The 22659-nt window shown below is 64.8% G+C and carries 23 protein-coding genes and 2 tRNA genes; 18 read left to right on the top strand and 7 right to left on the bottom strand.

Going from position 1 to position 22659, the window contains the following annotated elements:
• Positions 1–84: 84 nt before the first annotated feature.
• From ACODR8_RS08270 to ACODR8_RS08195, 16 genes are all read left to right on the top strand, one after another.
• Complete coding sequence (locus ACODR8_RS08270; RefSeq protein ID WP_489006801.1) at positions 85–3315, top strand: intermembrane phospholipid transport protein YdbH family protein; 3231 nt, start codon at positions 85–87, stop codon at positions 3313–3315.
• Positions 3312–3500: a YnbE family lipoprotein gene (locus tag ACODR8_RS08265; protein ID WP_006961957.1), complete on the top strand. Its 189-nt coding sequence runs from the start codon at positions 3312–3314 to the stop codon at positions 3498–3500. Before ACODR8_RS08270 ends, ACODR8_RS08265 begins: the two co-directional genes overlap by 4 nt.
• Complete coding sequence (locus ACODR8_RS08260) at positions 3497–3898, top strand: YdbL family probable chaperone protein (RefSeq protein ID WP_489006800.1); 402 nt, start codon at positions 3497–3499, stop codon at positions 3896–3898. The genes ACODR8_RS08265 and ACODR8_RS08260 overlap by 4 nt, the downstream gene beginning before the upstream one ends.
• Positions 3899–4172: 274 nt before the next feature.
• Positions 4173–4496, top strand: coding sequence for an AtpZ/AtpI family protein (locus ACODR8_RS08255; RefSeq protein ID WP_119748295.1), 324 nt, complete (start codon positions 4173–4175; stop codon positions 4494–4496).
• A 134-nt stretch (positions 4497–4630) separates the two neighbouring features.
• A complete protein-coding gene (locus ACODR8_RS08250; protein WP_119748244.1) occupies positions 4631–5416 on the top strand; it encodes a F0F1 ATP synthase subunit A in 786 nt (261 codons plus the stop codon).
• Positions 5417–5469: 53 nt separating this feature from the next.
• A complete protein-coding gene (locus ACODR8_RS08245) occupies positions 5470–5697 on the top strand; it encodes a F0F1 ATP synthase subunit C (protein ID WP_006961951.1) in 228 nt (75 codons plus the stop codon).
• Between the two features lie 85 nt (positions 5698–5782).
• Positions 5783–6277: a F0F1 ATP synthase subunit B family protein gene (locus tag ACODR8_RS08240; RefSeq protein ID WP_119748243.1), complete on the top strand. Its 495-nt coding sequence runs from the start codon at positions 5783–5785 to the stop codon at positions 6275–6277.
• Complete coding sequence (locus ACODR8_RS08235) at positions 6270–6884, top strand: F0F1 ATP synthase subunit B family protein (protein ID WP_489006799.1); 615 nt, start codon at positions 6270–6272, stop codon at positions 6882–6884. Before ACODR8_RS08240 ends, ACODR8_RS08235 begins: the two co-directional genes overlap by 8 nt.
• A 354-nt stretch (positions 6885–7238) precedes the next feature.
• Positions 7239–9155, top strand: a complete 1917-nt coding sequence (uvrC, locus tag ACODR8_RS08230) for an excinuclease ABC subunit UvrC (RefSeq protein ID WP_489006798.1) — start codon at positions 7239–7241, stop codon at positions 9153–9155.
• A gap of 22 nt (positions 9156–9177) precedes the next feature.
• Positions 9178–9912, top strand: coding sequence for a DNA repair protein RecO (recO, locus tag ACODR8_RS08225; protein WP_489006797.1), 735 nt, complete (start codon positions 9178–9180; stop codon positions 9910–9912).
• Between the two features lie 49 nt (positions 9913–9961).
• Positions 9962–11005, top strand: coding sequence for a 3-isopropylmalate dehydrogenase (leuB, locus tag ACODR8_RS08220; RefSeq protein WP_489006796.1), 1044 nt, complete (start codon positions 9962–9964; stop codon positions 11003–11005).
• Positions 11006–11070: 65 nt separating this feature from the next.
• Positions 11071–11490 carry a hypothetical protein gene (locus ACODR8_RS08215; RefSeq protein WP_489006795.1) on the top strand — a complete coding sequence of 140 codons (420 nt, stop codon included), beginning with the start codon at positions 11071–11073 and terminating at the stop codon, positions 11488–11490.
• Between the two features lie 63 nt (positions 11491–11553).
• A complete protein-coding gene (locus ACODR8_RS08210; RefSeq protein WP_489006794.1) occupies positions 11554–12552 on the top strand; it encodes a threonine dehydratase in 999 nt (332 codons plus the stop codon).
• Positions 12549–13757 carry an O-succinylhomoserine sulfhydrylase gene (gene metZ / locus ACODR8_RS08205; RefSeq protein ID WP_489006793.1) on the top strand — a complete coding sequence of 403 codons (1209 nt, stop codon included), beginning with the start codon at positions 12549–12551 and terminating at the stop codon, positions 13755–13757. The genes ACODR8_RS08210 and metZ overlap by 4 nt, the downstream gene beginning before the upstream one ends.
• A 32-nt stretch (positions 13758–13789) precedes the next feature.
• Complete coding sequence (gene apaG / locus ACODR8_RS08200) at positions 13790–14188, top strand: Co2+/Mg2+ efflux protein ApaG (protein WP_119748228.1); 399 nt, start codon at positions 13790–13792, stop codon at positions 14186–14188.
• Positions 14185–14976 carry a LysR family transcriptional regulator gene (locus tag ACODR8_RS08195; RefSeq protein WP_489006792.1) on the top strand — a complete coding sequence of 264 codons (792 nt, stop codon included), beginning with the start codon at positions 14185–14187 and terminating at the stop codon, positions 14974–14976. The genes apaG and ACODR8_RS08195 overlap by 4 nt, the downstream gene beginning before the upstream one ends.
• 174 nt (positions 14977–15150) lie before the next feature.
• Here ACODR8_RS08195 and ACODR8_RS08190 read toward each other — a convergent pair whose 3' ends face one another.
• The 7 genes from ACODR8_RS08190 to aroA all read right to left on the bottom strand — a co-directional run bounded on the left by ACODR8_RS08190 (position 15151) and on the right by aroA (position 21787).
• Positions 15151–16935, bottom strand: a complete 1785-nt coding sequence (locus ACODR8_RS08190) for a cation:proton antiporter domain-containing protein (RefSeq protein ID WP_489006791.1) — start codon at positions 16933–16935, stop codon at positions 15151–15153.
• Between the two features lie 190 nt (positions 16936–17125).
• Positions 17126–17211: transfer RNA gene (locus ACODR8_RS08185), tRNA-Leu, on the bottom strand.
• A 47-nt stretch (positions 17212–17258) separates the two neighbouring features.
• Positions 17259–17549: an integration host factor subunit beta gene (locus ACODR8_RS08180; protein ID WP_006961926.1), complete on the bottom strand. Its 291-nt coding sequence runs from the start codon at positions 17547–17549 to the stop codon at positions 17259–17261.
• Positions 17550–17714: 165 nt separating this feature from the next.
• Positions 17715–19427, bottom strand: coding sequence for a 30S ribosomal protein S1 (gene rpsA, locus ACODR8_RS08175; RefSeq protein ID WP_119748291.1), 1713 nt, complete (start codon positions 19425–19427; stop codon positions 17715–17717).
• Between the two features lie 169 nt (positions 19428–19596).
• On the bottom strand, positions 19597–20232 hold the full coding sequence (gene cmk / locus ACODR8_RS08170; RefSeq protein ID WP_489006790.1) for a (d)CMP kinase: 636 nt from the start codon (positions 20230–20232) through the stop codon (positions 19597–19599).
• Entirely contained in the window at positions 20229–20480 is a 252-nt protein-coding gene (locus tag ACODR8_RS08165; RefSeq protein ID WP_489006789.1) for a CBU_0592 family membrane protein, read from the bottom strand. Before ACODR8_RS08165 ends, cmk begins: the two co-directional genes overlap by 4 nt.
• Positions 20477–21787 (bottom strand): 3-phosphoshikimate 1-carboxyvinyltransferase, encoded by a 1311-nt coding sequence (gene aroA / locus ACODR8_RS08160; protein WP_489006788.1) that lies wholly within the window; start codon positions 21785–21787, stop codon positions 20477–20479. Before aroA ends, ACODR8_RS08165 begins: the two co-directional genes overlap by 4 nt.
• A gap of 181 nt (positions 21788–21968) precedes the next feature.
• Between aroA and ACODR8_RS08155 the strand changes: the two genes are divergently transcribed.
• Complete coding sequence (locus ACODR8_RS08155; RefSeq protein ID WP_119748216.1) at positions 21969–22304, top strand: TIGR02300 family protein; 336 nt, start codon at positions 21969–21971, stop codon at positions 22302–22304.
• A gap of 89 nt (positions 22305–22393) precedes the next feature.
• A tRNA-Ala gene (locus ACODR8_RS08150) sits at positions 22394–22469 on the top strand.
• The last annotated feature ends 190 nt before the right edge of the window (positions 22470–22659 follow it).

Raw genomic sequence — 22659 nt, 5'->3', positions numbered from 1 at the left:
GGCAAGGATATTTAAGCGGGCACAGACGTTATGGTCCCGTTACGGACCATCAGCGTTACTTGAAAGCCGGGGTTGGCCATAGGCATGGAAGAACAGGACGGCGAAGAGCAGGTTCGCCGGGGTTGGCTGCGCTGGCTGGGTGTCGGCACGGGGTCGCTTGCGCTGGTGCTAGTCGCGCTATGGACGCAGCGCGCGCCGATCGCGGAAAATTTCGTCAGCCGCGAACTCAACCGGCGTGGGGTGCAGGCCAATTATGATCTGGTCGATGTCGGCCTGCGCACCCAGCGGATCGAACATATCCTGCTGGGCGATCCGGCCAATCCTGATTTGACCGCCGACTGGGTCGAGGTCGACATCGCCTTTGCCGGTCTGACGCCGCAGGTCGCCGCCGTGCGCGCGGGCGGCGTGCGGATGCGCGGCTCCTATCATGCCGGCGTGCTGCGCCTTGGCGAACTTGACAAATTCCGCGATCCCGATTCTACCGCGCCCTTCAGCCTGCCCGACATTCTCCTCTCGCTCGCAGACGCGCGGCTGCGTCTCGATACCGACGCTGGCCAATTGGGGATGCGGATAGACGGGGAGGGCAATTTGCGCTCCGGTTTTCGCGGCAAACTCGCCGCGGTCATGCCCCGCGCCGCCTTCGCCAGTTGCGGCCTGACCGAAGGCAGCGCCTCGCTCGCGCTCGCCATGAATCAGGGCCGCGCGCACGTCACCGGCCCGGTCCGCGCCGCCGCGCTGGCCTGCCGCGATAGCGCCGCCATCGCCAGCCCGGTCGCCACGCTCGACCTGACCCTTGGCGCCGCCTTCGATCGCTGGAGTGGCCATGTCGATCTGGCGGGCGACGCGCTCAAGGCCAGCGGCATTGTCCTCGCCGCACCCAAAGGCCGCGTCGATTTCGACGGCACGGCAGCCGCCACCCGTGGCCGCGCTCGCATCGGCGCACAGGCTTTGGCGGGGCAGGGGGCGATGCTGGAGCAGGCCGATCTAAGCGGCACATGGTCGGTCAAAAGCGGCGAAACCGCGCTGCAAGGCGAACTCTCCGGTCGCCAGCTCCGCGTCTCCGGCCGCGATCCGCTGGCCACCCTGCGCGCCTCGACGATCGGCACCCCGGTCGCCCCGCTCGCCGCGCGCCTCGCGGATGCCGTGCGCCGCGCAGGCGACAGCAACCAGATCCGCACCCGCTTCGCCCTGGTCCAGCGCGGCGCAACAGGCAGCCTCGTCCTCACCGACAGCCGCCTGACCGCCCGCAGCGGCGCGCAGGCGGGCCTCGCCCAAGATGGCCGCATCACGCTCGGTTGGCCCGGCCGTGCCGGGTCTGCGCTCGACTGGGCGCTCGAAGGCGCTCTGCGTACAGAGGGCGGCGGCCTGCCCGATGCCGCGCTCCGCCTTGCGCGTCGCCCCGGTGGCGGCTTTGGCGGCGAATTGTTCGTCAATCCCTATGCCGCTGGCGATGCACGGCTTGCGATCGACCGCGTCCGCTTCCTCGCCCAGCCCGACGGCACCACCCGCTTCTCGACCGCGCTCCGCCTCGACGGTCCGCTGCCCGACGGACGCCTGCGGGGCCTCAGCCTGCCGATCGAGGGCCAGCTTGCCGCCAATGGCGCGCTGGCGATCAACCGCCGCTGCGTTCCCCTGTCGCTGCTCGAAGCCCGCTATGGCGCCTTCGCCATCGGCCAGACCCGCCAGACGCTCTGCCCGCTAGGCGGAGGAGCGCTTTTCGCCATGGGACCAAAGGGCATGAGCGGCGGCGCGGACATCCGTAATCTCGCGCTCAGCGGCACCAGCGGTGAAAGCCCGCTGCGCCTGACCGCCGATCATGCCCGGATCGCGCTGGGCCAGTCCGGTTTCGCGCTCGCCAATCCCGCGCTGACGCTCGGCCCGAACGACGCCCCGGTGCGCCTGACCGCCGCCAGCCTCGACGGCGCGATGACCGCGCGCGGCATGAATGGCAAAGTCGGCGGGGCAGGGGGCCAGATCGGCACCGTCCCGCTGATCGCGGAGCAGGGTAATGGCACCTGGAGCTTTGCCAATAGCGCGCTCGATGTCCGCGCCGCCATGACCGTGCGCGATTCGCAGTCGCCCGTCCGCTTCAACCCGCTCGCCGTTCCCGATTTCGCGCTGACCCTCAAAAATGGCCGCATCGCCGCCACCGGCACGCTCACCGCGCCGCGCAACGGCGCAACCGTCGCCCGCACCGTGATCGCGCATGAGCTTGGCAGCGGCAAAGGTCATGCCGACCTGACCGTTCCCGCCCTCGCCTTCGGTCCCACGCTCCAGCCCGATGAAGTCACCCCGCTGGCGCTCGGCGTCGTCGCCAATGTCGCGGCGACCGTAACCGGGGAGGGTCGGATCGACTGGACCGGATCGGCCGTCACCTCCACTGGCACCTTCCGCACCGACAATGCCAATCTCGCCGCCGCCTTCGGCCCGGTGCAGGGCCTGTCGGGCGAAATCCGCTTCACGGACCTCATCAACATGGTCACCGCGCCAGGCCAAACGGTGAAGATGGCCTCCGTCAATCCCGGCGTCGAAGTGCGCGACGGCACGGTCCGCTACCGGCTGGAAGCCGGGCAGAAGGTGCGAATCGAAGGCGGCGGCTGGCCCTTCTCCGGGGGGCAACTGGTCCTGCTCCCCACGACCATGGATTTCAGCGCCGATGTCGATCGCTATCTGACCTTCCGCGTCATCGGCCTGGATGCGGGCGCGTTCATCCAGGCGATGGAGCTGGACAATATCTCGGCCACCGGCACGTTTGACGGGCTGATGCCGCTGATCTTCAACGCGCAGGGCGGACGGATCGCGGGCGGGGTGCTGGTCGCCCGGCAACAGGGTATGCCGCCGCTGCTGATGCCCGAAGGCGTGCTGCCGACCATCCCCTGCGATCCCGCGCTCCAGTCCGGCGTCCTCTCCTATGTCGGCCCGGTGTCGAACGAACAGCTTGGCACTATGGGACGGCTGGCCTTCGACGCGCTCAAAAATCTGCAATATAAATGTCTGACAATCCTGATGGATGGCGCGCTGGACGGCGAGATGGTCACCAACGTCGTGTTCAACGGCGTCAATCGCGGCCAGCTGGGCGGCGCACCGGCGGGGCTGGCGCGCAACTTCACCGGCCTGCCTTTCCTGTTCAACGTCCGCATTTCCGCGCCGTTCCGGGGACTGCTCGGCACCGCCCAGTCCTTCATCGACCCGTCGCAACTGATCCAGAACAGTATCGGCGACCAGATGCAGGCGAACATGAAGAGCAAATTGAACGAAAGCCTTGCGGTTCAGCCTGCGGAAAGCGACAACATGCCAAACGGGGAGCGCAAATGAAGAAGCAAGCAATCATGATGGCGGGTTTCGCCGGTCTGGCCCTTGGGGGCTGTATTCAGGTCAAGGCGCCTGATCGGCCGATCGAAATCAACCTGAATGTGAAGGTACAGCAGGAGGTCGTCGTGCGCCTGCAACGTGACGCACAGGACCTCATCCAGAATAACCCGGAGTTGTTCCCGCAATGACACGCAAGATTCTCCTGATCGCCGCCGGTGCCGCTGTCGCGCTGGCGATCGGATTTGCGATCACCGCGCCCGCCCGCGCCCAGACCGGTGCCGTGGCCAGCGCGATGGCGGCCGGCACGGTGGGTGAACAGGCCGACGGCTATCTCGGCATCGCCGGGTCGGTTGGGGCCGATGTCCGCGCCGAAGTCGAATCGATCAATATCAAGCGCCGCGCCGCCTACACCCAACTGGCCAGCCAGCGCGGCGTCACGGTGCAGGACGTCGCCGCCGCCACCGGCTGCCAGACGCTCAGCAGCCGGGTCAAGACTGGCCAGGCCTATCGCATCGGCGCTGGCGCGTGGCAGACCAAGGGCGCAGGCGCGATCGCGCTGCCCTCTTACTGCGCAACCGCGGGCTAATTTCTCCATCCTCCCCTTTAAGGGGAGGTGGCTGGCGCAGCCAGACGGAGGGGTGTCACCCTTTCGTCAACAAGCCAGCCCAACCCGGTTCACGACGGCCAGCAAATCCCGCTCTGGCGGACTTTTCTCATTCCTTCGTCCGGGTGGGGCAATCTCTGCCCAACCATGGTTGACTATCCGCAATCGCCTTTCTAAACGGGCCGCGCCTTGACGGGTGCAGCCGCAAGCGCCATGCCGCCTGCCATATGGGGTCAAACCCGGATGGAGGATGAACATGGTTGCGGATGGACCCGGACAGGACCCGGCGGGGGAGGACGCGCGCATCACGTCTCTGGAAGAGCGGATTGCGCGTGCTGAATCCGTCGAAAAGGTCAGGCAGGGGGCTGTGGAGCAGCAGGCGGACGATGGGTCTCGCTTGGGCAACCGGGTTCTTGCAGAACTGATCGGCGGTCTTGTCGGCGGTGCGTTGATCGGCTGGGTTCTCGACCGGCTGTTTGGCACATCCCCATGGCTCCTGCTCGTCTTCCTCGGTCTTGGCATCGTGGCGGCGTTCAGGAACATCATCAGATTGACGACGACGAAGCGTCCCCCGGAATAAGGGACGCTTTTGTCTGGGAGCGGTTTCTAATCAGATGGAATCATCTGATGACTCGGAAACCGCGCAAAAGCATAGATTTAGAGCGGTTCGTAAACCGCTCTAATCCGACGGTTTAGACGTAACAGGGGTCCAGCGTGGCAGAATCCGGCAAAATCGATCCGATGCATCAATTTGCGATCGAACCCCTGTTCGGTACGGATCATCTGTCGCTCGGCGGCTTCAACATCGCCTTCACCAACAGCGCCCTCTATATGGTGCTGGCCGCTGTGGTGCTGTGGATCTTCGTGATCGGCGGCATGAAGCGCGAACTGGTCCCCGGTCGCTGGCAGATGGCGGTCGAATATATGACCGGCTTCATCAAGAACCTGCTGATCGCGAATATCGGTGACAAGGGGCGCAAATATATCCCTTACGTCTTTTCGCTCTTCATGTTCATCCTGCTGGCCAATCTGCTTGGCATGTTGCCGCTGGGCCTGGTCGGGCTTCACCCCTTCACCTTCACCAGCCATTTCACCGCTACTGGCGTGCTGGCGATCATGAGCTTTTCGATCGTCCTGATCGTCGGCTTTGCCAAACATGGCTTCCACTTCTTCTCGCTGTTCATTCCGCACGGCACGCCCGCGCTGATGATCCCGCCGCTCTTCCTTATCGAACTCGTCTCCTTCATGGTGCGTCCGTTCAGCCTGGGCCTGCGACTGTTCGTCGCGATGACCGCTGGCCACGTATTGCTGAAGGTGCTTGCGGGCTTCGTCATCAACAGCGCCAATGCGTCGCCTGCCCTGGGCCTCACCGTCGGCACCGCCAGCTTCATCCTGATGATCGGCATCAGCGCGCTGGAAATGCTGGTCGCCGTGATCCAGGCCTATGTGTTCGCGCTGCTGACCTCGGTCTATCTCAACGATGCCGAGAACCTGCACTGAGTTTCATCTGATTTCGTCAACAAGTATCATATTCTAACGAAGGAGTTTACGACATGGACGCAGAAGCCGCAAAGCTGCTCGGTGCTGGCCTGGCCGCCATCGGTGCGGGCATCGCCGCCCTCGGTGTGGGCAACGTGTTCAGCGCATTCCTCGAAGGCGCGCTGCGCAATCCGGGTGCCGCTGATGGCCAGCAGGGCCGTCTGTTCATCGGTTTCGCCGCGGCGGAACTTCTGGGTCTGCTGGCGTTCGTTATCGCCATGATCCTGGTGTTCGTGGCCTGACACGTATCGGACGCGGGCAGGGCGGTATCGTGCCGTCCCGCCCGCATCCCCTTAAATTGACCGCGCCCTGATCGGACGGATAGATATGCCTCAAATCGCGCAAATTGCCGAAACCTACTCCAGCCAGATTTTCTGGTTGCTGTTGACCTTCGGCTTCGTGTTCTTCGTCATCGGCCTCGGCATGGTGCCCAAGGTTCAGGGTACGGCGGACGCGCGCGACGCGAAGATCAGTGGTGATCTGGACGCGGCCAAGGCCGCCTTCGCCCGCGCCGACGAAGCGGAAGCCGACTATCGCGTCCGTGACGCGCAAAGCCGTGCCGCCGCCCAGGCGACGCTGGTTCAGGCCAAGGCGCAGGCCGCCAAGGCATCCGAAACCAAACTCGCAGCCGCCGATGCCGAAGTCGCCGCCAAAATCGCGGCCGCCGAAGCCCGGATCAAGGCCGCAAGCGACGCCGCTCTGGCAGAAATTGAAACCGTCGCTGCCGATGCGGCACGCGACATGGTGGCCCGTATCGCTGGCGTGCAAGCGTCGGACGATGCAGCCCGCAACGCAGTAAAGGCGGCACTGGCCCATGGCTGAGGCAGCAGCACAGCATTCGGCGGAAACGCCCCCGACCCTCGACCAGGCGATCCATGCCGAAGGGATGGAGCCGGTCGGCACCGTCGCGCATGAAGGCGTCGCGCCCCACACCGATCCCAAAGCGGTCGGCATGGACGCGACCGCCTGGGTCAGCCTGGCCATGGCCGCGTTCATCGCCATCCTCCTGTTCAAGAAGGTTCCGGCTCTGATCGGCGGCGTTCTCGACGGCCGGATTGCGCAGATCAAGGCCCAGCTCGCCGAAGCCTCCAAGCTTCGCGCCGAAGCTGACGCGCTCAAGGCGGAATATGAGGCGAAACTCGCCGCCGCCACGGGCGAAGCTGAAGCGATGCGCAAGTCCGCCGAGCATGAGGCCGAAACCCTGCTGGAGGATGCCCGCACCAACGCTGCCGATCTGGTCGTCCGCCGCCAGAAAATGGCCGAGGACAAGATCGGCGCTGCCGAACGCGCCGCCATCACCGCCATCCGCGCCCGCGCCGTCAACGCTGCGACCAGCGCTGCCGCCAGCTTGATCGCAGAAGGCCATAACGCCAGCGCCGACAAAGCTCTGGTCGATAGCGCCATCAAGGGACTTGGCCCAGTCGTCTGACCGAACCACGCTAGACAAAACGCAAAAGGGCCGGGCGCAATCCCGGCCCTTTTTCATTGGCACGGAAATCCTCCCTGCAAGGGGAGGGGAATTGCATATGACTTTTCGTTATTTCTACAACGTCATCCTGAACTTGTTTCAGGATCCATCGTGCCCCAAACGCCGCCGGCGCGCGTGACGAAAAATGGATGCTGAGCCGAAGGCCAGCGCAGCTAAACAAGTTCAGCATGACGATGAAGGGCGGGGGGGCGTTTCATATGCACAATAACACTGCCGGAAGGGGGGAGGCTTCTCTGTAGCCCTTACCCCCACCGCCCCCATTGCGATCCCCGCCCGGCACGCTATCTCATCCCCATGTCGCAACCCCAATCCCCCGACCGTTTCAATGAGGACAAGGCCAGCTACACGGTCCGCGGGTCCGGCGCGCCCGACCTTGACGTTGGGGTAGAGGCGATCCGCACCACGCTGCGCACGCTGCCGACCCGCCCCGGCGTGTACCGGATGCACGACGCGCGCGGCGATGTCCTCTATGTGGGGAAGGCGCGCGCGCTCAAGAATCGCGTCGCCAATTATACCCAGGTCGACCGGCTGCCGCGCCGCCTGCAACGCATGGTCGCCCAGACCCGCAGCATGACTATCGTGACCACCAACAGCGAGGCGGAAGCCCTGCTGCTGGAGGCGCAACTCATCAAGCGCTACCGCCCGCCCTACAACGTCCTGCTGCGCGACGACAAAAGCTTCCCCTTCATCCTGCTGCGTGAGGATCATGCCTTCCCCCGCGTCCAAAAGCATCGCGGCGCGCGCAAGGCGAAGGGGCGCTATTACGGCCCCTTCGCCAGCGCAGGCTCGGTCACCCGCACCATCAATGCGCTGCAAAAACTCTTTCTGCTCCGCTCCTGCACCGACAGTTTCTTTGCCAACCGATCGCGCCCCTGCCTCCTCTATCAAATCAAGCGCTGCTCGGCCCCCTGCGTCGATCGCATCGACCCGGACGGTTATGCCGAACTGGTCCGCGACGCGCAGGATTTCCTGGGCGGCAAATCTACCGCCGTCCAGAAGAAGCTCGGCACCGCGATGCAGGCTGCGTCCGACGCGATGGATTTCGAGCAAGCCGCGGTCATCCGCGATCGCCTCAAAGCCCTGACCTTCATTCAAGGGTCGCAGGCGATCAACGCAGAAGGCCTTGGCGACGCCGACATTTTCGCGCTGGCGCAAAAGGGCGGGGCGATGTGCATCCAGGCCTTCTTCATTCGCGGCGGCCAGAACTGGGGCCATCGCAGCTTCTTCCCGGTCCACACCGCGGAGGTGGCCGAGGATGAAGTGCTGGCCAGCTTCATGGCGCAATTTTACGAAGAAGTGCCGCCGCCCAAGCTGGTCCTGACCGACCGCGCCCCCGCCGAATGCGAATTAATGGCGCAGGCGCTGACCGAACGGATCGGCAGCAAGGTCCGCATCGAAGTCCCCCAGCGCGGCGACCGCACCCGGCTGATCAAGCAGGCGCAGCGCAATGCAGTAGAGGCGCTCGACCGCCGCCTCGCCGAAACCACCAGCCAGGGCAAGATACTCGACGAACTGGTCGAAACCTTCGGGCTGGATGGCGTCCCCGATCGCATCGAAATCTACGACAACAGCCATATTCAGGGCGCTCACGCGCTTGGCGCCATGGTCGTTGCCGGACCCGAAGGCTTCCGCAAAAACGCCTATCGCAAGTTCAACATGAAAAATCCCGAAATCTCCAACGATGATTTCGCGATGATGCGCGACATGTTCGAACGCCGCTTCGGCCGCGCCCAGCGCGAAGATCCCGACCGCGACAGCGGCGAATGGCCCGATCTGGTCCTGATCGACGGCGGCAAGGGCCAGCTATCGGCCGCCCGCGCCATGCTGGAGGAAATGGGCATCGAGGATGTCACGATGATCGGCGTCGCCAAAGGCCCGCATCATGGCCGCGACGGGCGGGAAGTGTTTCACCTGATGGACGGCCGCGAACTCATGCTGCCGGTCAACCACCCGGTCCTCTTCTACCTCCAGCGCCTGCGCGACGAAGCCCACCGCTTCGCCATCGGCGCCCACCGCGCCAAGCGCAGCAAGGCGATCACCGTCTCGTCGCTCGACGAAGTCCCCGGCATCGGCCCCGCCCGCAAGAAAGCCCTGCTCATGCACTTCGGCACCGCCCGCGCCGTCCGCGACGCCGCGCTGGAGGACCTAGCCCGCGCACCCGGCGTTTCGACGGCGGTGGCGCAGCAGGTCTATGACTATTTTCATGGGTGATCCCGGCGGGCTAGGATAGGCCATGTCCATCCTCGCCACCCCCGCTATCGTCTGCTCATTGCGCCCCCATGGCGAACATGGCGCGATTGCGCGGCTGCTGACGCCCGATCATGGCCTGATCGCGGGCTATGTGCGGGGCGGGCGATCCCGCGCGATGCGTCCGGTGCTGCTGCCCGGCAACACCGTCGCCGCGACCTTCCGCGCCCGGACGGAGGATCAGCTTGCCGGCCTGACCGTCGAACTCGCGCACAGCCGCGCGCCGCTTCATGCCGAACCCTTGCCCGCCGCCGCGATCGACTGGGCCTGCGCGCTCACCGCCATCGCCTTGCCCGAAGGGACGCCCTATCCCGCGCTCCACAGCGCGCTCGACGGCGTGCTGGGTGCGGTGGAGGCCGCTCCCGCCGCACGTGGCTGGGCGGTGGCGCTGGTCCGCTACGAACTGCTGCTGCTCGCCGAACTGGGCTTTGGCCTCGATCTCTCCCGCTGCGCCGCTCTGGGCGATGCCGATGACCTCGCCTATGTCAGTCCGCGCAGCGCGGCCGCCGTCAGCCGGGCAGGGGCGGTGGGCTATGAAAGCCTGCTCCTGCCGCTGCCCCCCTTCCTGCTGGAGGGCGGCACGGGCGAATGGAGCCAGATATTGGAAGGATTGCGCCTCACCGGCTTCTTCCTCGAACGCTCCATCCTCACCGATTGGCGCGCCGACGTGCTGGCCGCCCGCGAAAGGCTGGTCGATCGACTCAAAAGGGCGGTTGCGTGAAACCTCCTGTCTCCATAAGGGGCAGCCACGCAATATAAGGAGTCTCGCCATGTTGATCGCCCTGTTTCCCGGAGACGGCATCGGTCCCGAAATCGTCGATCAGGCCAAGCGTGTGCTGGATGCGCTGGCGATCGATGGCCTGACCTATGAACAGGGTCTGGTCGGCGGCGCGGCCTATAAGGCGGTCGGCCATCCGCTCCCGCCCGAAACGCTGGAACTTGCGAAACGCGCCGACGCCATCCTGTTCGGCGCGGTGGGCGACCCCGATTGCGACGCGCTCGAACGTCATCTGCGCCCCGAACAGGCAATCCTTGGCCTGCGCAAGGAGCTGGGCCTCTTCTCCAACCTGCGCCCGGCCAAGGTGTTTCCCGAACTGGCCGGTGAATCCGCGCTCAAGCCCGAAGTCGCCGGTGCCATCGACCTGCTGATCGTGCGCGAAACCAATGGCGATGTCTATTTCGGCGAAAAGGGCTTCCGCACCACCGCTGACGGCCTGCGCGAAGGCTATGACGTCATGTCCTATAACGAAGCCGAAGTGCGCCGCATTGCCCATAGCGGCTTTCAGGCTGCCCGCGCCCGTCGCGGCAAGCTCTGTTCGGTGGACAAGGCCAATGTGCTGGAAACCAGCCAGCTGTGGCGCGACGTGGTGATCGAGGTATCGGCGGACTATCCCGACGTGGCGCTCAGCCATATGTATGTGGACAATGCCGCGATGCAGCTGGTCCGCAACCCCGGTCAGTTCGACGTCATCGTCACCGGCAACCTGTTCGGCGACATATTGTCGGATCAGGCCAGCATGTGCGTCGGCTCCATCGGGATGCTGGCGTCTGCTACCCTCAACGGCAGCGGGCAGGGGCTGTACGAACCGATCCACGGCTCCGCCCCCGACATTGCCGGTACTGGCAAGGCCAATCCGCTGGCGACGATCCTGTCCGCCGCGATGCTGCTGCGCTATTCGCTGGGGATGCCCGAACAGGCTGACCGGATCGAGAAGGCGGTAGCAAAGGCTCTGGCCAATGGCGCTCGCTCGCCCGATCTGGGCGGCACCATGACCACGGTGGACATGGGCGATGCGGTATTGGCGGTCCTCTGACCGCCCGCCGCATCCCTTAAGATTTTGCTGCCCCGTCGTTCTAAGTAGAAAACGGGGACGCACCTATGTCGATAACATTGAAGCAGGATCATGAAGCCTTGCGGGTGATGATGCGCGAATTCGCGCACATCATGCGTACCAGCGGTATCGAAGCCCTGCCGGACATCGCGCGCAAGCGCATCGCCTTCTCCCAATTGTTCCGTGAACATATGGGGCGGGAGGATGCCCTTGCCCTGGCCCTGCGGGACGGCCATTTGGCGGCGCAGGCCGATCCGCTCTTGCGCGAACATGGCCGGGCGATCCGCGCCCTGTTTCTGCGCTATAGCGATCATATCAAATATTGGACTCCCACCATGATCGCGCAGGATTGGAGTGGCTATCTTAAGGCCGTCCTCGCGCTGCAAGGCGAATTGGCCGAACGGATGGCGTGGGAAGAGCGAAATCTGCATCCGCTGATGGATGCGCAGCCACGTCGGGCGGCCTGATTGAAGGCCAATTCGTTGGTAACGGTTCTGTCCTCGTCCCGGAGCGGCAGTTAGAGCGCCGGGATGACTGACTTCTCCCTCGCTTCGCTCCGCTCTGCCGCCGCGATGGTCCATGCGCAGGTGCCGCCGACCCCGCAATATGCCTGGCCGCTGCTGGCTGCGCGCGCCGGGTGTGACCTGTGGGTGAAGCATGAGAATCACACCCCCACGGGCGCGTTCAAGGTGCGCGGGGCGATCACCTATATCGACTGGCTCCGCCGCACTCACCCGCACGTCACCGGCATCATCACCGCGACGCGCGGCAATCACGGCCAGGCGCAGGTGCGTGCCGCCACCGCAGCGGGCCTCAAAGCCACGATCGTCGTCCCCCATGGCAATGCGATGGAAAAGAACGCCGCGATGCGTGCGTTCGGCGCAACCCTGATCGAACATGGCCATGACTTCGACAGCGCGAAGGCAGAAGCGCTCCGCCTGTCCGCCGAACAAGGATTGTTCATGGTCCCGGCCTATCATGACGAGCTGGTCCGGGGCGTCGCCAGCTATGGCCTGGAACTGTTCGATGCCGTGCCGGACCTCGACACCGTCTATGTCCCCGTCGGCTGCGGCTCAGGCCTGTGCGGCACCATCGCCGCGCGCGACGCGCTGGGCATCACCACCAAGATTGTCGGCGTCGTCTCCGCCCATGTCGATGCCGCCAAACGCTCGTTCGAGGCGGGCCGATTGCTTGCCAGCCCCACGGCCTACACTTTTGCCGATGGCGTCGCCGTCTGCACCCCGGTGCAGGCAGCGCTCGACTATTTCGGTCCCCGCGCCGATCGCTTCGTTGCCGTCACCGACGATGAAGTCGCCGCCGCGATCCGCCATTATTGGCAGGACACCCATAATCTGGCCGAAGGGGCAGGGGCCGTCGCACTGGCCGCCGCGCTACAGGAAAAGGAGGTGATGCGGGGCAAGAAGGTTGCAGTTATCCTGTCGGGCGGTAATGGCGACATGAGCCAGATGGCGGAAATTTTGGGCGGCGCTACCCCGGTAGTGCGGCAAGACATGCGGAAAGCGATATGAAGCGGAAAAGCGGTCAGAACCCGGATATCACCAAGAACTGGAAGCCAGCCACGCTGGCGATCCGGGGCGGCACCGCGCGCAGCGAATGGGGCGAAACCTCCGAAGCGCTCTTCCTGACCAGCGGCTACAGCTATGACCGGGCGGAGGACGCCGCCGCGCGCTTCGCCGGTGACCAGCAGGGCATGACCTATTCGCGCCTCCAGAACCCGACCGTGGAGATGCTGGAACAGCGTATCGCCCTGCTTGAAGGGGCAGAGGCCTGCCGCGCCACCGCCACCGGCATGGCGGCGATGACCGCTGCCCTGCTGTGCCAGCTATCGGCCGGCGATCATGTCGTCGCGGCCAAGGCAGCGTTCGGCTCCTGCCGCTGGCTGACCGACACGCTGCTGCCCAAATTCGGGATCGAAACCACCACGATCGACGCGCGCGACACCGCTGCGTGGGAAGCCGCGATCCAGCCCAATACCAAGGTGTTTTTCTTCGAAACCCCCGCCAATCCGACCATGGATGTGGTGGACCTGCGCGCCGTCTGTGCCATTGCCAGGGCGCATGGCATCACCAGCGTCGTCGACAATGCCTTCGCCTCGCCCGCGCTCCAGCGGCCGATGGAATTTGGCGCGGACGTCGTCGCCTATAGCGCGACCAAGATGATGGACGGGCAGGGCCGGGTGCTGGCGGGCGCGATTTGCGGCACGCGCGACTGGATCGACAATGTCCTGCTGCCCTTCCACCGCAATACCGGCCCGACGCTCAGCCCGTTCAACGCCTGGGTGGTGTTGAAAGGTCTGGAAACGCTCGACCTGCGCATCCGCCGCCAGAGCGAGAATGCGCTCAAGGTCGCCGCCTTCCTCGAAGGCCGCGTGGCCAAGGTGTTGTATCCGGGCCTTCCAAGCCATCCTCAGCACGCGCTTGCCATGTCGCAGATGGACATGGCCGGGCCGATCTTCTCGCTCTATGTCGGCGGTGGCCGGGCCGAAGCGCATGGCCTGCTCAATGGTCTCGAACTGGTCGATATCAGCAATAATATCGGCGACTCGCGTTCGCTCATGACCCATCCTGCCTCCACCACCCATTTCGGCATGGCCGAAGCGGCGCGGCTGGAGGTCGGCATTACCGAGGATATGCTCCGCCTGAACGTGGGACTGGAGGATGCTGACGATGTGATCGCCGATCTCGATCGCGCGCTTACATCAATAGGGCGTTGACGGGAGGCCTCGGCCAAGCGCATCTCAGCACCATGAACGCGCTCTTTCCCTTCCACGCGACGACGCGCGACGTGATTGTCCATGTCGCCGTCTCCTTCCTGCCCGAACAGTCGGAGCCGGACCGGGGCCGCTGGTTCTGGGCCTATCATATCCGCATCGAAAATCAGGGCGACCTGCCGGTGCAACTGCTGACCCGCCACTGGATCATCACCGACGGCCGCGGCGTCCAGCACCGGGTTGATGGCGATGGCGTCGTCGGCGAACAGCCGGTGGTGCAGCCGGGCAAAAGCTATGACTATGTGTCGGGCTGCCCGCTCAACACCCCGACCGGCTCCATGACCGGCAGCTATCAGATGATCGGCGTCGGCGGCGAAACCTTCGAAGTCGCGATTCCCCATTTCGCCCTCATTGCCCCGGCGGTCGCCGAATGAAGCGCACCCATTTGCCGCTCAACGGCCTGCGCGTGCTGGACGCGGCGGCCCGGCACCTGTCCTTCACCCGCGCAGCCGACGAACTGGCGGTCACCCCCGCCGCCGTCGGCCAGCAGATTCGCGCGCTGGAGGATCTGCTGGGCGTCGTCCTGTTCCGCCGCACGCCCAAGGGGCTGGAACTGACCCCGGAAACCGAAGGCGGCCTGGACGCCCTGCGCGCCGGCTTCCTGGAATTTGAAGAAGCCGTCCGCGCCATGCAGGCGGGCCAGTCCAGCAGCGCGCTCACCATCGCCGCGCCACGCGACATCACCGCCAAATGGCTCCAGCCGCGCCTCGCCGCCTATGCGGCCAGCCAGCCCGGCCTGACCTTCTCGCTCGTCGCAGCCGACGATATACTCGATTTCACCGAAGCCAATCTCGATCTCGCCCTGCGCCTGTCGGACCGGGTCGGCGAGCATGAGGGCGTGAAGCTTGGCGAATCGCTGTTCGTCACAGTGGAAGCGGCCAATGGCGGCCCGGACCAGCGCATCGCCTGGCCCGGCTGCCCCTCGGACGATCAGCCCGCCGCAATCCGCGTCGCCGACGGAGGCCTCGCCATCGAAGCCGCCGCCACCGGCTTCGGCCGCGCCAGCGTGCCGCTGCTGCTGGCGCAGGCAGACCTGACCGCCGGGCGCATCCGCCAAGTGGGCGATCCGGTCACGTCGCCGCTCTCCTACTGGCTCATCGCCCCGCTGCCGCAATGGCGCCAGAAAAAGGTCAAGGCGCTGGTCGAGGCGCTGCTGGCGTAACGCCTGGAGCGGGATGACTTTACCCTAACCCGTTCGTGCTGAGTAGGGACTGAGCGAAGTCGAAGGCCCATATCGAAGCATCGCGCTGATACGCATCCTTCGATACGCCGCTTCGACTTCGCTCAGCAGCTACTCAGGACGAACGGAGGTTATGCAAGCCAAAGTCATCGCGCTCTACCCCAACTCATCCGGCCGCAACCGCCGCAATTTCGGCGCAGTCGCCATCTGCGCCGCATCCTTGATGTCCACCCGCAAATCCTCGCGCATCTGGTGGATCGACGCGATCACCGGACCCATCGCCACGCCCAGATCGACCAGCGCCGTCTCGGCCAGTTGCAGCGAGCTTTCCAGCGTCTCCGGCACCGCGTCGCTTGCGCCCGCCTTGTAGAGTTGCGCCGCATGATCGGTATCGCGCGCACGGGCGATGATCGGCAGGTCGGGCACCCATCCGCGCACCCGCTTCGTCAGCCGTACCGACAGCACCGGGTCGTCCATCGTCAGGATCAGCGCGCGGGCATGGCCCAGCCGCAGCTTGTCGAGCATCTCCACCCGCGCTACGTCGCCGAACAGGATCGGGTAACCCGCCCGTCGCGCCTCGGCGACGACATCCGGGTCGGATTCGACAACGATGAAGCGCTGCTTGTGGGTCTTGAGTAGGTCGCACACCATCCGTCCGACCCGGCCAAAGCCGATCACGACCGCCGCCGCCTCGACATGCTCTTCGCTCGCTTCGGGCAATTCCTCGCCCAGCGCCATCTCCAGCCGCCGCGCAATATCATGGCCGATCCGCGCCAGCAGCGGCGTGATGGTCAGGCCGATGGCAGTGACGATCTGCCAGAAGGCAGCGGTCGATGGCAGGATCAGTTGCGCCGCCGCCGCCGTCGACAGCACGATGAGCGTCGTCTCCGACGGGCTGGACATCAGCACGCCCACTTCCAGCGCCACACCCTTGCGCGCCCCGGAAAAATAGAGCAGCGCCGCGGTCACCAGCGTCTTGGCCAGCACCACGCCCATCACCGCCAGCAGCAGGCTGGGCCAATTGGCCAGGATGACGCGAATGTCCAGGCTCATGCCGACCGTGATCAGGAACACGCCCAGCGCCAGCCCCTTGAACGGCGCGGTCATCACCTCGACCTCGCCATGATAGTCGGTCTCGGCGATCATCAGCCCCGCCAGCAGCGCGCCGACGATCGGGGACAGGCCCGCAATCGACGTCGCCAGGCTGGAGACGATGACGACCAGCAGACTCGCGGCCAGAAACACCTCCGGGCTTTTGGTCCGCGCCGCCTGACTGAAAATATGGGGCAGGAACACGCGGCCTAACACCAGCATGATGGCGATGGTGATGCCCCCGCGCATCAGCGTGTTCATCATCTCGCCCCACGCCCCGTCGGGACTGGCCGCGACGGATGGCGCCAGCGCACCCAGCATGAAGATGATCGGCACCAGCGCCAGATCCTCAAACAGCAGCATGGAAAAAGCCGCCTTGCCGACCGCGCTCTGCGTCCCGACCATCGGCAGCACCACAGCGGTCGAGGATAAAGCCAGCGCCAGCCCCAGACCGACCGCTCCCGCCGTCGGCTGCCCCAGCACATACAGTCCCAGCGCGATCAGCGCCCCGCTGCCCAGCAACTCCGCCGCACCAACCCCGAACACCTGATTGCGCATCGTCCACAGCCGCTTGAAGCTCAGCTCCAGCCCGATGGAAAACAGCAATAATATGACGCCCAGCTCGGCAAATGGCTCGATCGCCGCGCGGTTGGAAATGGTGACATGATAGAGCCAGGGATATTGCCCGACCAGCGAACCCAGCCCCGCCGGGCCAACCGCCAGGCCCACCAGGATGAACCCGATCACCGGACTGATCCGAAAGCGCGCAAAACCGGGAATAACCAGCCCCGCCGCGCCCAGTATGACGAGGGAGTCACTAAAACTATTGGGATCAATCGCACCGGCCATACCCGCATCATCGCGGCAAGCGGGCGGAATATCCAGTCTTTTGGTAGAAAAGCGTCTTATCGCAATCCGTCGTAGAGCGCATCGAACCCGTAGGGTTCGCAAGGCCGAACGGCCGTCCGACCCCGGATCAGGTCCGGGGGACGATAGCCAAGCGGGCGGATGCCCGCGCCGGCGCTTGAGGCTCAAAAATTGGTGCGGACGGCGGGACTTGAACCCGCATTTCCAGGGGAAGGCGGATTTTAAGTCCGCTGCGTCTACCGATTTCGCCACGTCCGCGTGCCGCTTCCCTGACGGCTGGCGCGGATCAGGTCAAGCGGCTGTAATCAGCTTTCGCCCTTGACGTTCAACCGTTCGCGCATTTCCTTGCCCGGCTTGAAATAGGGGACGCGCTTGGCCGATACCGGCACCTGCTCTCCGGTGCGCGGATTGCGCCCGGTCCGTGCGTCGCGCGCGCGGGTGGTGAATGCGCCAAAGCCGCGCAGTTCGACACGGCCGCCCGATGCCAGCCGGTCGACAATCTCGCGGAAAAAAAGATCAACGATCTTCTCCACCTCCGCAAGGTTCAACCCCGGATTTTCGTCGGCCAATTTCTGGATCAATTCCGAACGGATCATTGGTTCTCCAGCGCCCCTCTGCTGTGCCCCCGTCATGCATAGAGATTCGGCAAGGCGTTGACAATGATGGAACAAGAAGTTCGTTTCGTTTCCAGAAACATATGCAAAAGCCCGCCGGAACCTGGGTTCCGGCGGGCTTTTTGTTCGCTGCAAGGCGCGAAGGGCTTAGCCTTCGGTCTTGGCTTTCAGCGCTTCGCCCAGAATGTCGCCCAGCGACGCGCCGCTGTCGGACGAGCCGTACTGCGCCACGGCCTGCTTCTCTTCGGCGATCTGCATCGCCTTGATCGAGAAGGTCGGCTTCTTCGCACGGTCGAAACCGGTGATCATCGCGTCGAACTTCTGGCCGATCTGGAAGCGTTCCGAACGCTGTTCGTCACGGTCACGGCCCAGGTCGCTGCGCTTGATAAAGCCGGTGGCGCCATCTTCGCCAGCCTGGACTTCCAGGCCGCCGTCGCGGACTTCCAGAACGGTCACGGTTACGATCGCGTTCTTGTTCAGGCCAGCGGCAGCAGCAGTGGTGCCGCCCGCAGCCGGACCGCCACGCTCAAGCTGCTTCATGCCAAGGCTGATGCGCTCCTTCTCGACGTCGATGTCCAGAACGACTGCCTGCACGGCCTCGCCCTTGCGATGCAACGCCAGCGCGTCCTCGCCCGAAATGCCCCATGCGATGTCGGACATGTGGACCATGCCGTCGACGTCGCCGTCCAGGCCGATGAACAGGCCGAATTCGGTCGCATTCTTGACTTCGCCCTCGACGGTCGAACCGATCGGGTGACGCTCGGCAAAGCTGTCCCACGGGTTCGACTGTGCCTGCTTGAGGCCCAGCGAGATGCGGCGCTTTTCGGGATCGACTTCCAGAACCAGAACTTCGACTTCCTGGCTGGTCGAAACGATCTTGCCGGGGTGAACGTTCTTCTTGGTCCAGGACATTTCCGAAACGTGAACCAGGCCTTCGATGCCCGCTTCCAGCTCGACGAACGCACCATATTCGGTGATGTTCGTGACGCGGCCCGACAGCTTGGCGCCGATCGGGTACTTGGCGCTTGCGCCTTCCCAAGGATCGCTTTCCAGCTGCTTCATGCCAAGGCTGATGCGCTGCGTGTCGCGGTTGATGCGGATGATCTGCACGCGGACGGTATCGCCGATGTTGATCATTTCGTTGGGGTGGTTGATGCGCTTGTAGCTGAGGTCGGTGACGTGCAGCAGGCCATCGATGCCGCCCAGATCAACGAACGCACCATAGTCGGTGATGTTCTTGACCACGCCTTCGATGATCTGACCTTCGGCCAGCGTCTGGATGAGGCCGCTGCGCTGTTCGGCGCGGGTTTCTTCCAGAATGGCGCGACGCGACACGACGATGTTGCCGCGGCGGCGATCCATTTTCAGGATCTGGAAGGGCTGCGGAATGTCCATCAGCGGGGTGACGTCGCGCACGGGGCGGATATCCACCTGCGAACCGGGCAGGAAGGCCACGGCGCCGTCCAGGTCGACGGTGAAGCCGCCCTTGACGCGACCGAAGATGACGCCTTCAACGCGCGCGCTCTCGGTGAACTCGGCTTCCAGCTTGTCCCAGGCGGCTTCGCGGCGGGCGCGGTCACGCGACAGCATCGCTTCGCCATGGGCGTTTTCGACGCGGTCGACATAGACTTCGACTTCGTCGCCGACCTTGATGTCGGCCTTCTGGCCCGGCATCGCGAATTCGCGCAGCGGCACGCGGCCTTCGGACTTCAGACCTACGTCGATGACGGCCAGGTCGTTTTCGATGGCGGTAACGGTGCCCTTGACGACGCGGCCTTCAAAGCCGCCGTCCTCGCCACCGAGGGAATCATTGAGAAGCGCGGCGAAATCGTCGCGCGTGGGGAATGCCGTAGAGGCCATGGTTAGTCCTTCATACATCATTGCTGGCCAACCGGTTGTATCCGATGGTCTTTGGCCAAAACACGCGCAGGACCGAATATCCGGCGCGTATCCAGCCGGTTAGGGGCTTGGGAACGCGCGGCCGTGAAAAGCGAAAAGGGCGCGTGGTAAAACCGCGCGCCTTGACGGGTCAGCCTTTTGAGCGACCTTCAAGCTGGGCGTCCACAAGCGCAATCGCCCGCTGGACGGCCGCGTCTATAGTCAAATCGCTCGTATCTAGCAAGTCCGCACCATCGGCGATTTTCAGCGGCGCATGGTCGCGGCTCATGTCGCGCGTATCGCGCGCCTGAATGTCGGCGATCAGGCTGTCCATATCGGGATGCCCGCCCTGCGCGATGCCATCCTTGTAGCGACGCTCGGCCCGCACATGGACGCTGGCGGTGACGAAAATCTTGGCGTCGGCGTCCGGCGCGATCACCGTGCCGATGTCGCGCCCGTCCAGTATCGCGCCACCCGGCTGGGTTGCAAAATCCCGCTGCCGTGCGATCAGCGCATCGCGCACAGCCTGATGCACCGACACGCGGGAGGCGAGGCTGCCCACCGCTTCGCTGCGTAGCGCCGGATCGGCTAGTATCTCGTCGCCAAAATCGCACGCGGCCAGTGCATCGGCCTTGATATCCGGGTCGCCGCCGCGTTTCAGCACTGACAGGCCAACCGCGCGATAAAGCAGCCCGGTATCAAGGCAGGGCAGGCCATAATGGCGCGCCAATGCCTTGGCGATCGTCCCCTTGCCCGACGCTGCGGGACCATCGACAGCTATGATCATCGGGCCTTGCCTTTGCGGATCGTGTTGGCGAGGCCGATCACGGCGATCGCCGCCCAGACAATCTCCAGCGCCATCGACGCCAGATTGAAATGAATGGTGAGCGACGCGATCAGCAACAGCGACCCCACCAGATTGAGCAGGTTGAACCAGAGGAAGTTCATTTCCTTCGCGATATTACTGTAAGCATAAGCGACCACCATCAGCCCGCTGCCCAGCAATCCGACGATATTGGCCCAGTCCAGCGTCACGCCACCGCTCCCAGCGTCCGCAGCAGCGGCACGAAGGTCGGAAAGCTCGTCGCCACCGGCGCCATATCGTCTATGGTTACGCCATCGCGCGACACCAGCCCGGCTACCGCAAAGCTCATCGCGATCCGATGGTCCAGCTTGGTCGCGATCGGCCCGCCGCCTGCCAGCAATGCGCCACCGCTACCTTCGATGATGATGCCATCCTCCAGTTCCTCGACGGTAACGCCGATCGCGCGCAGCCCCGCCGCCATGGTCGCGATCCGGTCCGATTCCTTGACCCGCAACTCCTCCAGCCCGCGAAACACGCTGCGCCCCTGCGCCAGCGCGGCGGCAATGAAGGCGACCGGATATTCGTCGATCATGCTGGGCGCGCGCGCCGGGTCCGGCTCAACTCCGTTCAGCGCCGACGCGGTCACCACCAGATCACCGACCGGCTCGCCGCCAACTTCCCGCGCATTGATGACCTCAATGGAGCCGCCCATCTCGCGGAGCAGGTCGATCAACCCGGCCCGCGTCGCGTTCAGCCCGACATTGGCGATCGTCACCTGCGATCCCGGCACCAGCAGCGCCGCGACCATCGGGAATGCCGCCGAGGAGGGGTCGCCCGGCACGACGATCTGCTGCGGCTTCAGTTCCGCTTCTCCCACCAGTGTGATGATCCGCGTCCCGTCCGCTTCTACTTCGACATTCAGCTCTGCGCCGAATCCACGCAGCATCCGCTCGCTATGGTCGCGTGTCGGGATCGGCTCGACCACGCGGGTGATGCCCGGCGTGTTCAGCCCCGCCAGCAATATTGCCGATTTCACCTGGGCCGATGCCACCGGCAGCCGATAGTCCAGCGGCACAGCGGGGCAGGCGCCGCGCATCGTCAGCGGCAGGCGATCGCCCGGACTGGTCGTGAAGCTCGCCCCCATCCGCGCCAGCGGCTCGGTCACCCGCGCCATCGGTCGCTTGCTCAAGGACGCGTCGCCAATGAAGGTCGCGGTCAGGTCATGACTCGCCAGCAATCCCATCAAAAGCCGCGTCGACGTGCCGCTATTGCCCATGTCCAGCGCCTGCTCCGGCTGGAGCAGTCCGCCCACACCCACGCCGTGAATATGCCAGATGCCGTCCGCGTCGCGCTCTATGTCAGCGCCCATCGCACGCATCGCTGCCGCTGTGGCCAGCACATCCTCGCCCTCCAGCAGCCCTTCGACCCGGCTTTCCCCCACCGCCAGCGCCGACAGCATCAGCGACCGGTGGGAAATGCTCTTGTCCCCCGGCACGGTCACGCTGCCCGACAGGGCAGGGGCGGCGGCGAAGGTCATGGGGGTCGGTGATGGGGAAGAGGCAGTCACTAAAGCGTTCCGATCATGTCGGGGGCGAAAAAATGCGCCCGGCTTTTGACAGCGCCGTCCCGCTATGGCAAGGCGCGCGACGTTTCGCGGGCAACTTCACCGTTGCGCCGCGTAGTTGTTATTTGAGCATCAAAAAAGGATTAGGCCGGACATGGTGAAGGCTGAATGGGGCACGAAGCGGACCTGCCCGAAATGCGCCACGCGCTTCTATGACCTGGGCAATGACAACCCGGTCGTCTGCATCAACTGCAACGCCGCCTGGGAACCGGAGCCGGTGCTGAAGTCGAAGCAACCGCTCCCCTATGAGGAAGCGCCCAAGAAGGTGATCGAGACCGCCGACGGCGAGCTGGAAACGGCTGATGACGATCTGGACCTCGACATCGACGTGGATGATGACGGCGATTCGCCCGACAATGACGTCGATCTGGGCGGCGATGACGACCTGGGCGTCGAAGCCGCCAGCGACGACGACGCGGACGACAATTAAGTCATTTTGTTCTTGCCAAGGATGGCGCTGCGACCTAATGGCAGCGCCTCCGAAGCGCCGGACCCAAACGGCGCTTTAGCGATGGAAATGGGGCCTTAGCTCAGCTGGGAGAGCGCCTGCATGGCATGCAGGAGGTCAGCGGTTCGATCCCGCTAGGCTCCACCAGTTTCGCCGGTACAGAAGCCGTCCGGGGGACGGCTTCCGGCGAAACTCCCGAAGCGTAAGCGGAGGGCATCGACATCGGCCGCCGGTTTTGCCGGACATGGCATGATCCATTGGGATGCGGCATCGCCGCACCGGATGGGGCCTTAGCTCAGCTGGGAGAGCGCCTGCATGGCATGCAGGAGGTCAGCGG

Source organism: Sphingobium sp. FG58 (genome assembly GCF_057809055.1).
Note: the sequence above shows the minus strand (reverse complement) of the source record. Positions and strands in the feature narration are given on the sequence as shown.

Bases quoted from the DNA above. Each gene is read 5' to 3' on its own strand.
- ACODR8_RS08245 (WP_006961951.1), top strand. From the start codon at position 5,470: ATGGACGCAGAAGCCGCAAAGCTGCTCGGTGCTGGCCTGGCCGCCATC.
- ACODR8_RS08190 (WP_489006791.1), bottom strand. From the start codon at position 16,935: ATGGCCGGTGCGATTGATCCCAATAGTTTTAGTGACTCCCTCGTCATA.
- recO (WP_489006797.1), top strand. From the start codon at position 9,178: ATGTCCATCCTCGCCACCCCCGCTATCGTCTGCTCATTGCGCCCCCAT.
- ACODR8_RS08155 (WP_119748216.1), top strand. From the start codon at position 21,969: ATGGTGAAGGCTGAATGGGGCACGAAGCGGACCTGCCCGAAATGCGCC.
- ACODR8_RS08210 (WP_489006794.1), top strand. From the start codon at position 11,554: ATGACTGACTTCTCCCTCGCTTCGCTCCGCTCTGCCGCCGCGATGGTC.
- ACODR8_RS08255 (WP_119748295.1), top strand. From the start codon at position 4,173: ATGGTTGCGGATGGACCCGGACAGGACCCGGCGGGGGAGGACGCGCGC.
- ACODR8_RS08240 (WP_119748243.1), top strand. From the start codon at position 5,783: ATGCCTCAAATCGCGCAAATTGCCGAAACCTACTCCAGCCAGATTTTC.
- ACODR8_RS08265 (WP_006961957.1), top strand. From the start codon at position 3,312: ATGAAGAAGCAAGCAATCATGATGGCGGGTTTCGCCGGTCTGGCCCTT.
- uvrC (WP_489006798.1), top strand. From the start codon at position 7,239: ATGTCGCAACCCCAATCCCCCGACCGTTTCAATGAGGACAAGGCCAGC.
- ACODR8_RS08180 (WP_006961926.1), bottom strand. From the start codon at position 17,549: ATGATCCGTTCGGAATTGATCCAGAAATTGGCCGACGAAAATCCGGGG.
- apaG (WP_119748228.1), top strand. From the start codon at position 13,790: ATGAACGCGCTCTTTCCCTTCCACGCGACGACGCGCGACGTGATTGTC.
- metZ (WP_489006793.1), top strand. From the start codon at position 12,549: ATGAAGCGGAAAAGCGGTCAGAACCCGGATATCACCAAGAACTGGAAG.
- rpsA (WP_119748291.1), bottom strand. From the start codon at position 19,427: ATGGCCTCTACGGCATTCCCCACGCGCGACGATTTCGCCGCGCTTCTC.
- cmk (WP_489006790.1), bottom strand. From the start codon at position 20,232: ATGATCATAGCTGTCGATGGTCCCGCAGCGTCGGGCAAGGGGACGATC.
- ACODR8_RS08215 (WP_489006795.1), top strand. From the start codon at position 11,071: ATGTCGATAACATTGAAGCAGGATCATGAAGCCTTGCGGGTGATGATG.
- ACODR8_RS08235 (WP_489006799.1), top strand. From the start codon at position 6,270: ATGGCTGAGGCAGCAGCACAGCATTCGGCGGAAACGCCCCCGACCCTC.
- aroA (WP_489006788.1), bottom strand. From the start codon at position 21,787: ATGACCTTCGCCGCCGCCCCTGCCCTGTCGGGCAGCGTGACCGTGCCG.
- ACODR8_RS08270 (WP_489006801.1), top strand. From the start codon at position 85: ATGGAAGAACAGGACGGCGAAGAGCAGGTTCGCCGGGGTTGGCTGCGC.
- ACODR8_RS08260 (WP_489006800.1), top strand. From the start codon at position 3,497: ATGACACGCAAGATTCTCCTGATCGCCGCCGGTGCCGCTGTCGCGCTG.
- leuB (WP_489006796.1), top strand. From the start codon at position 9,962: ATGTTGATCGCCCTGTTTCCCGGAGACGGCATCGGTCCCGAAATCGTC.
- ACODR8_RS08195 (WP_489006792.1), top strand. From the start codon at position 14,185: ATGAAGCGCACCCATTTGCCGCTCAACGGCCTGCGCGTGCTGGACGCG.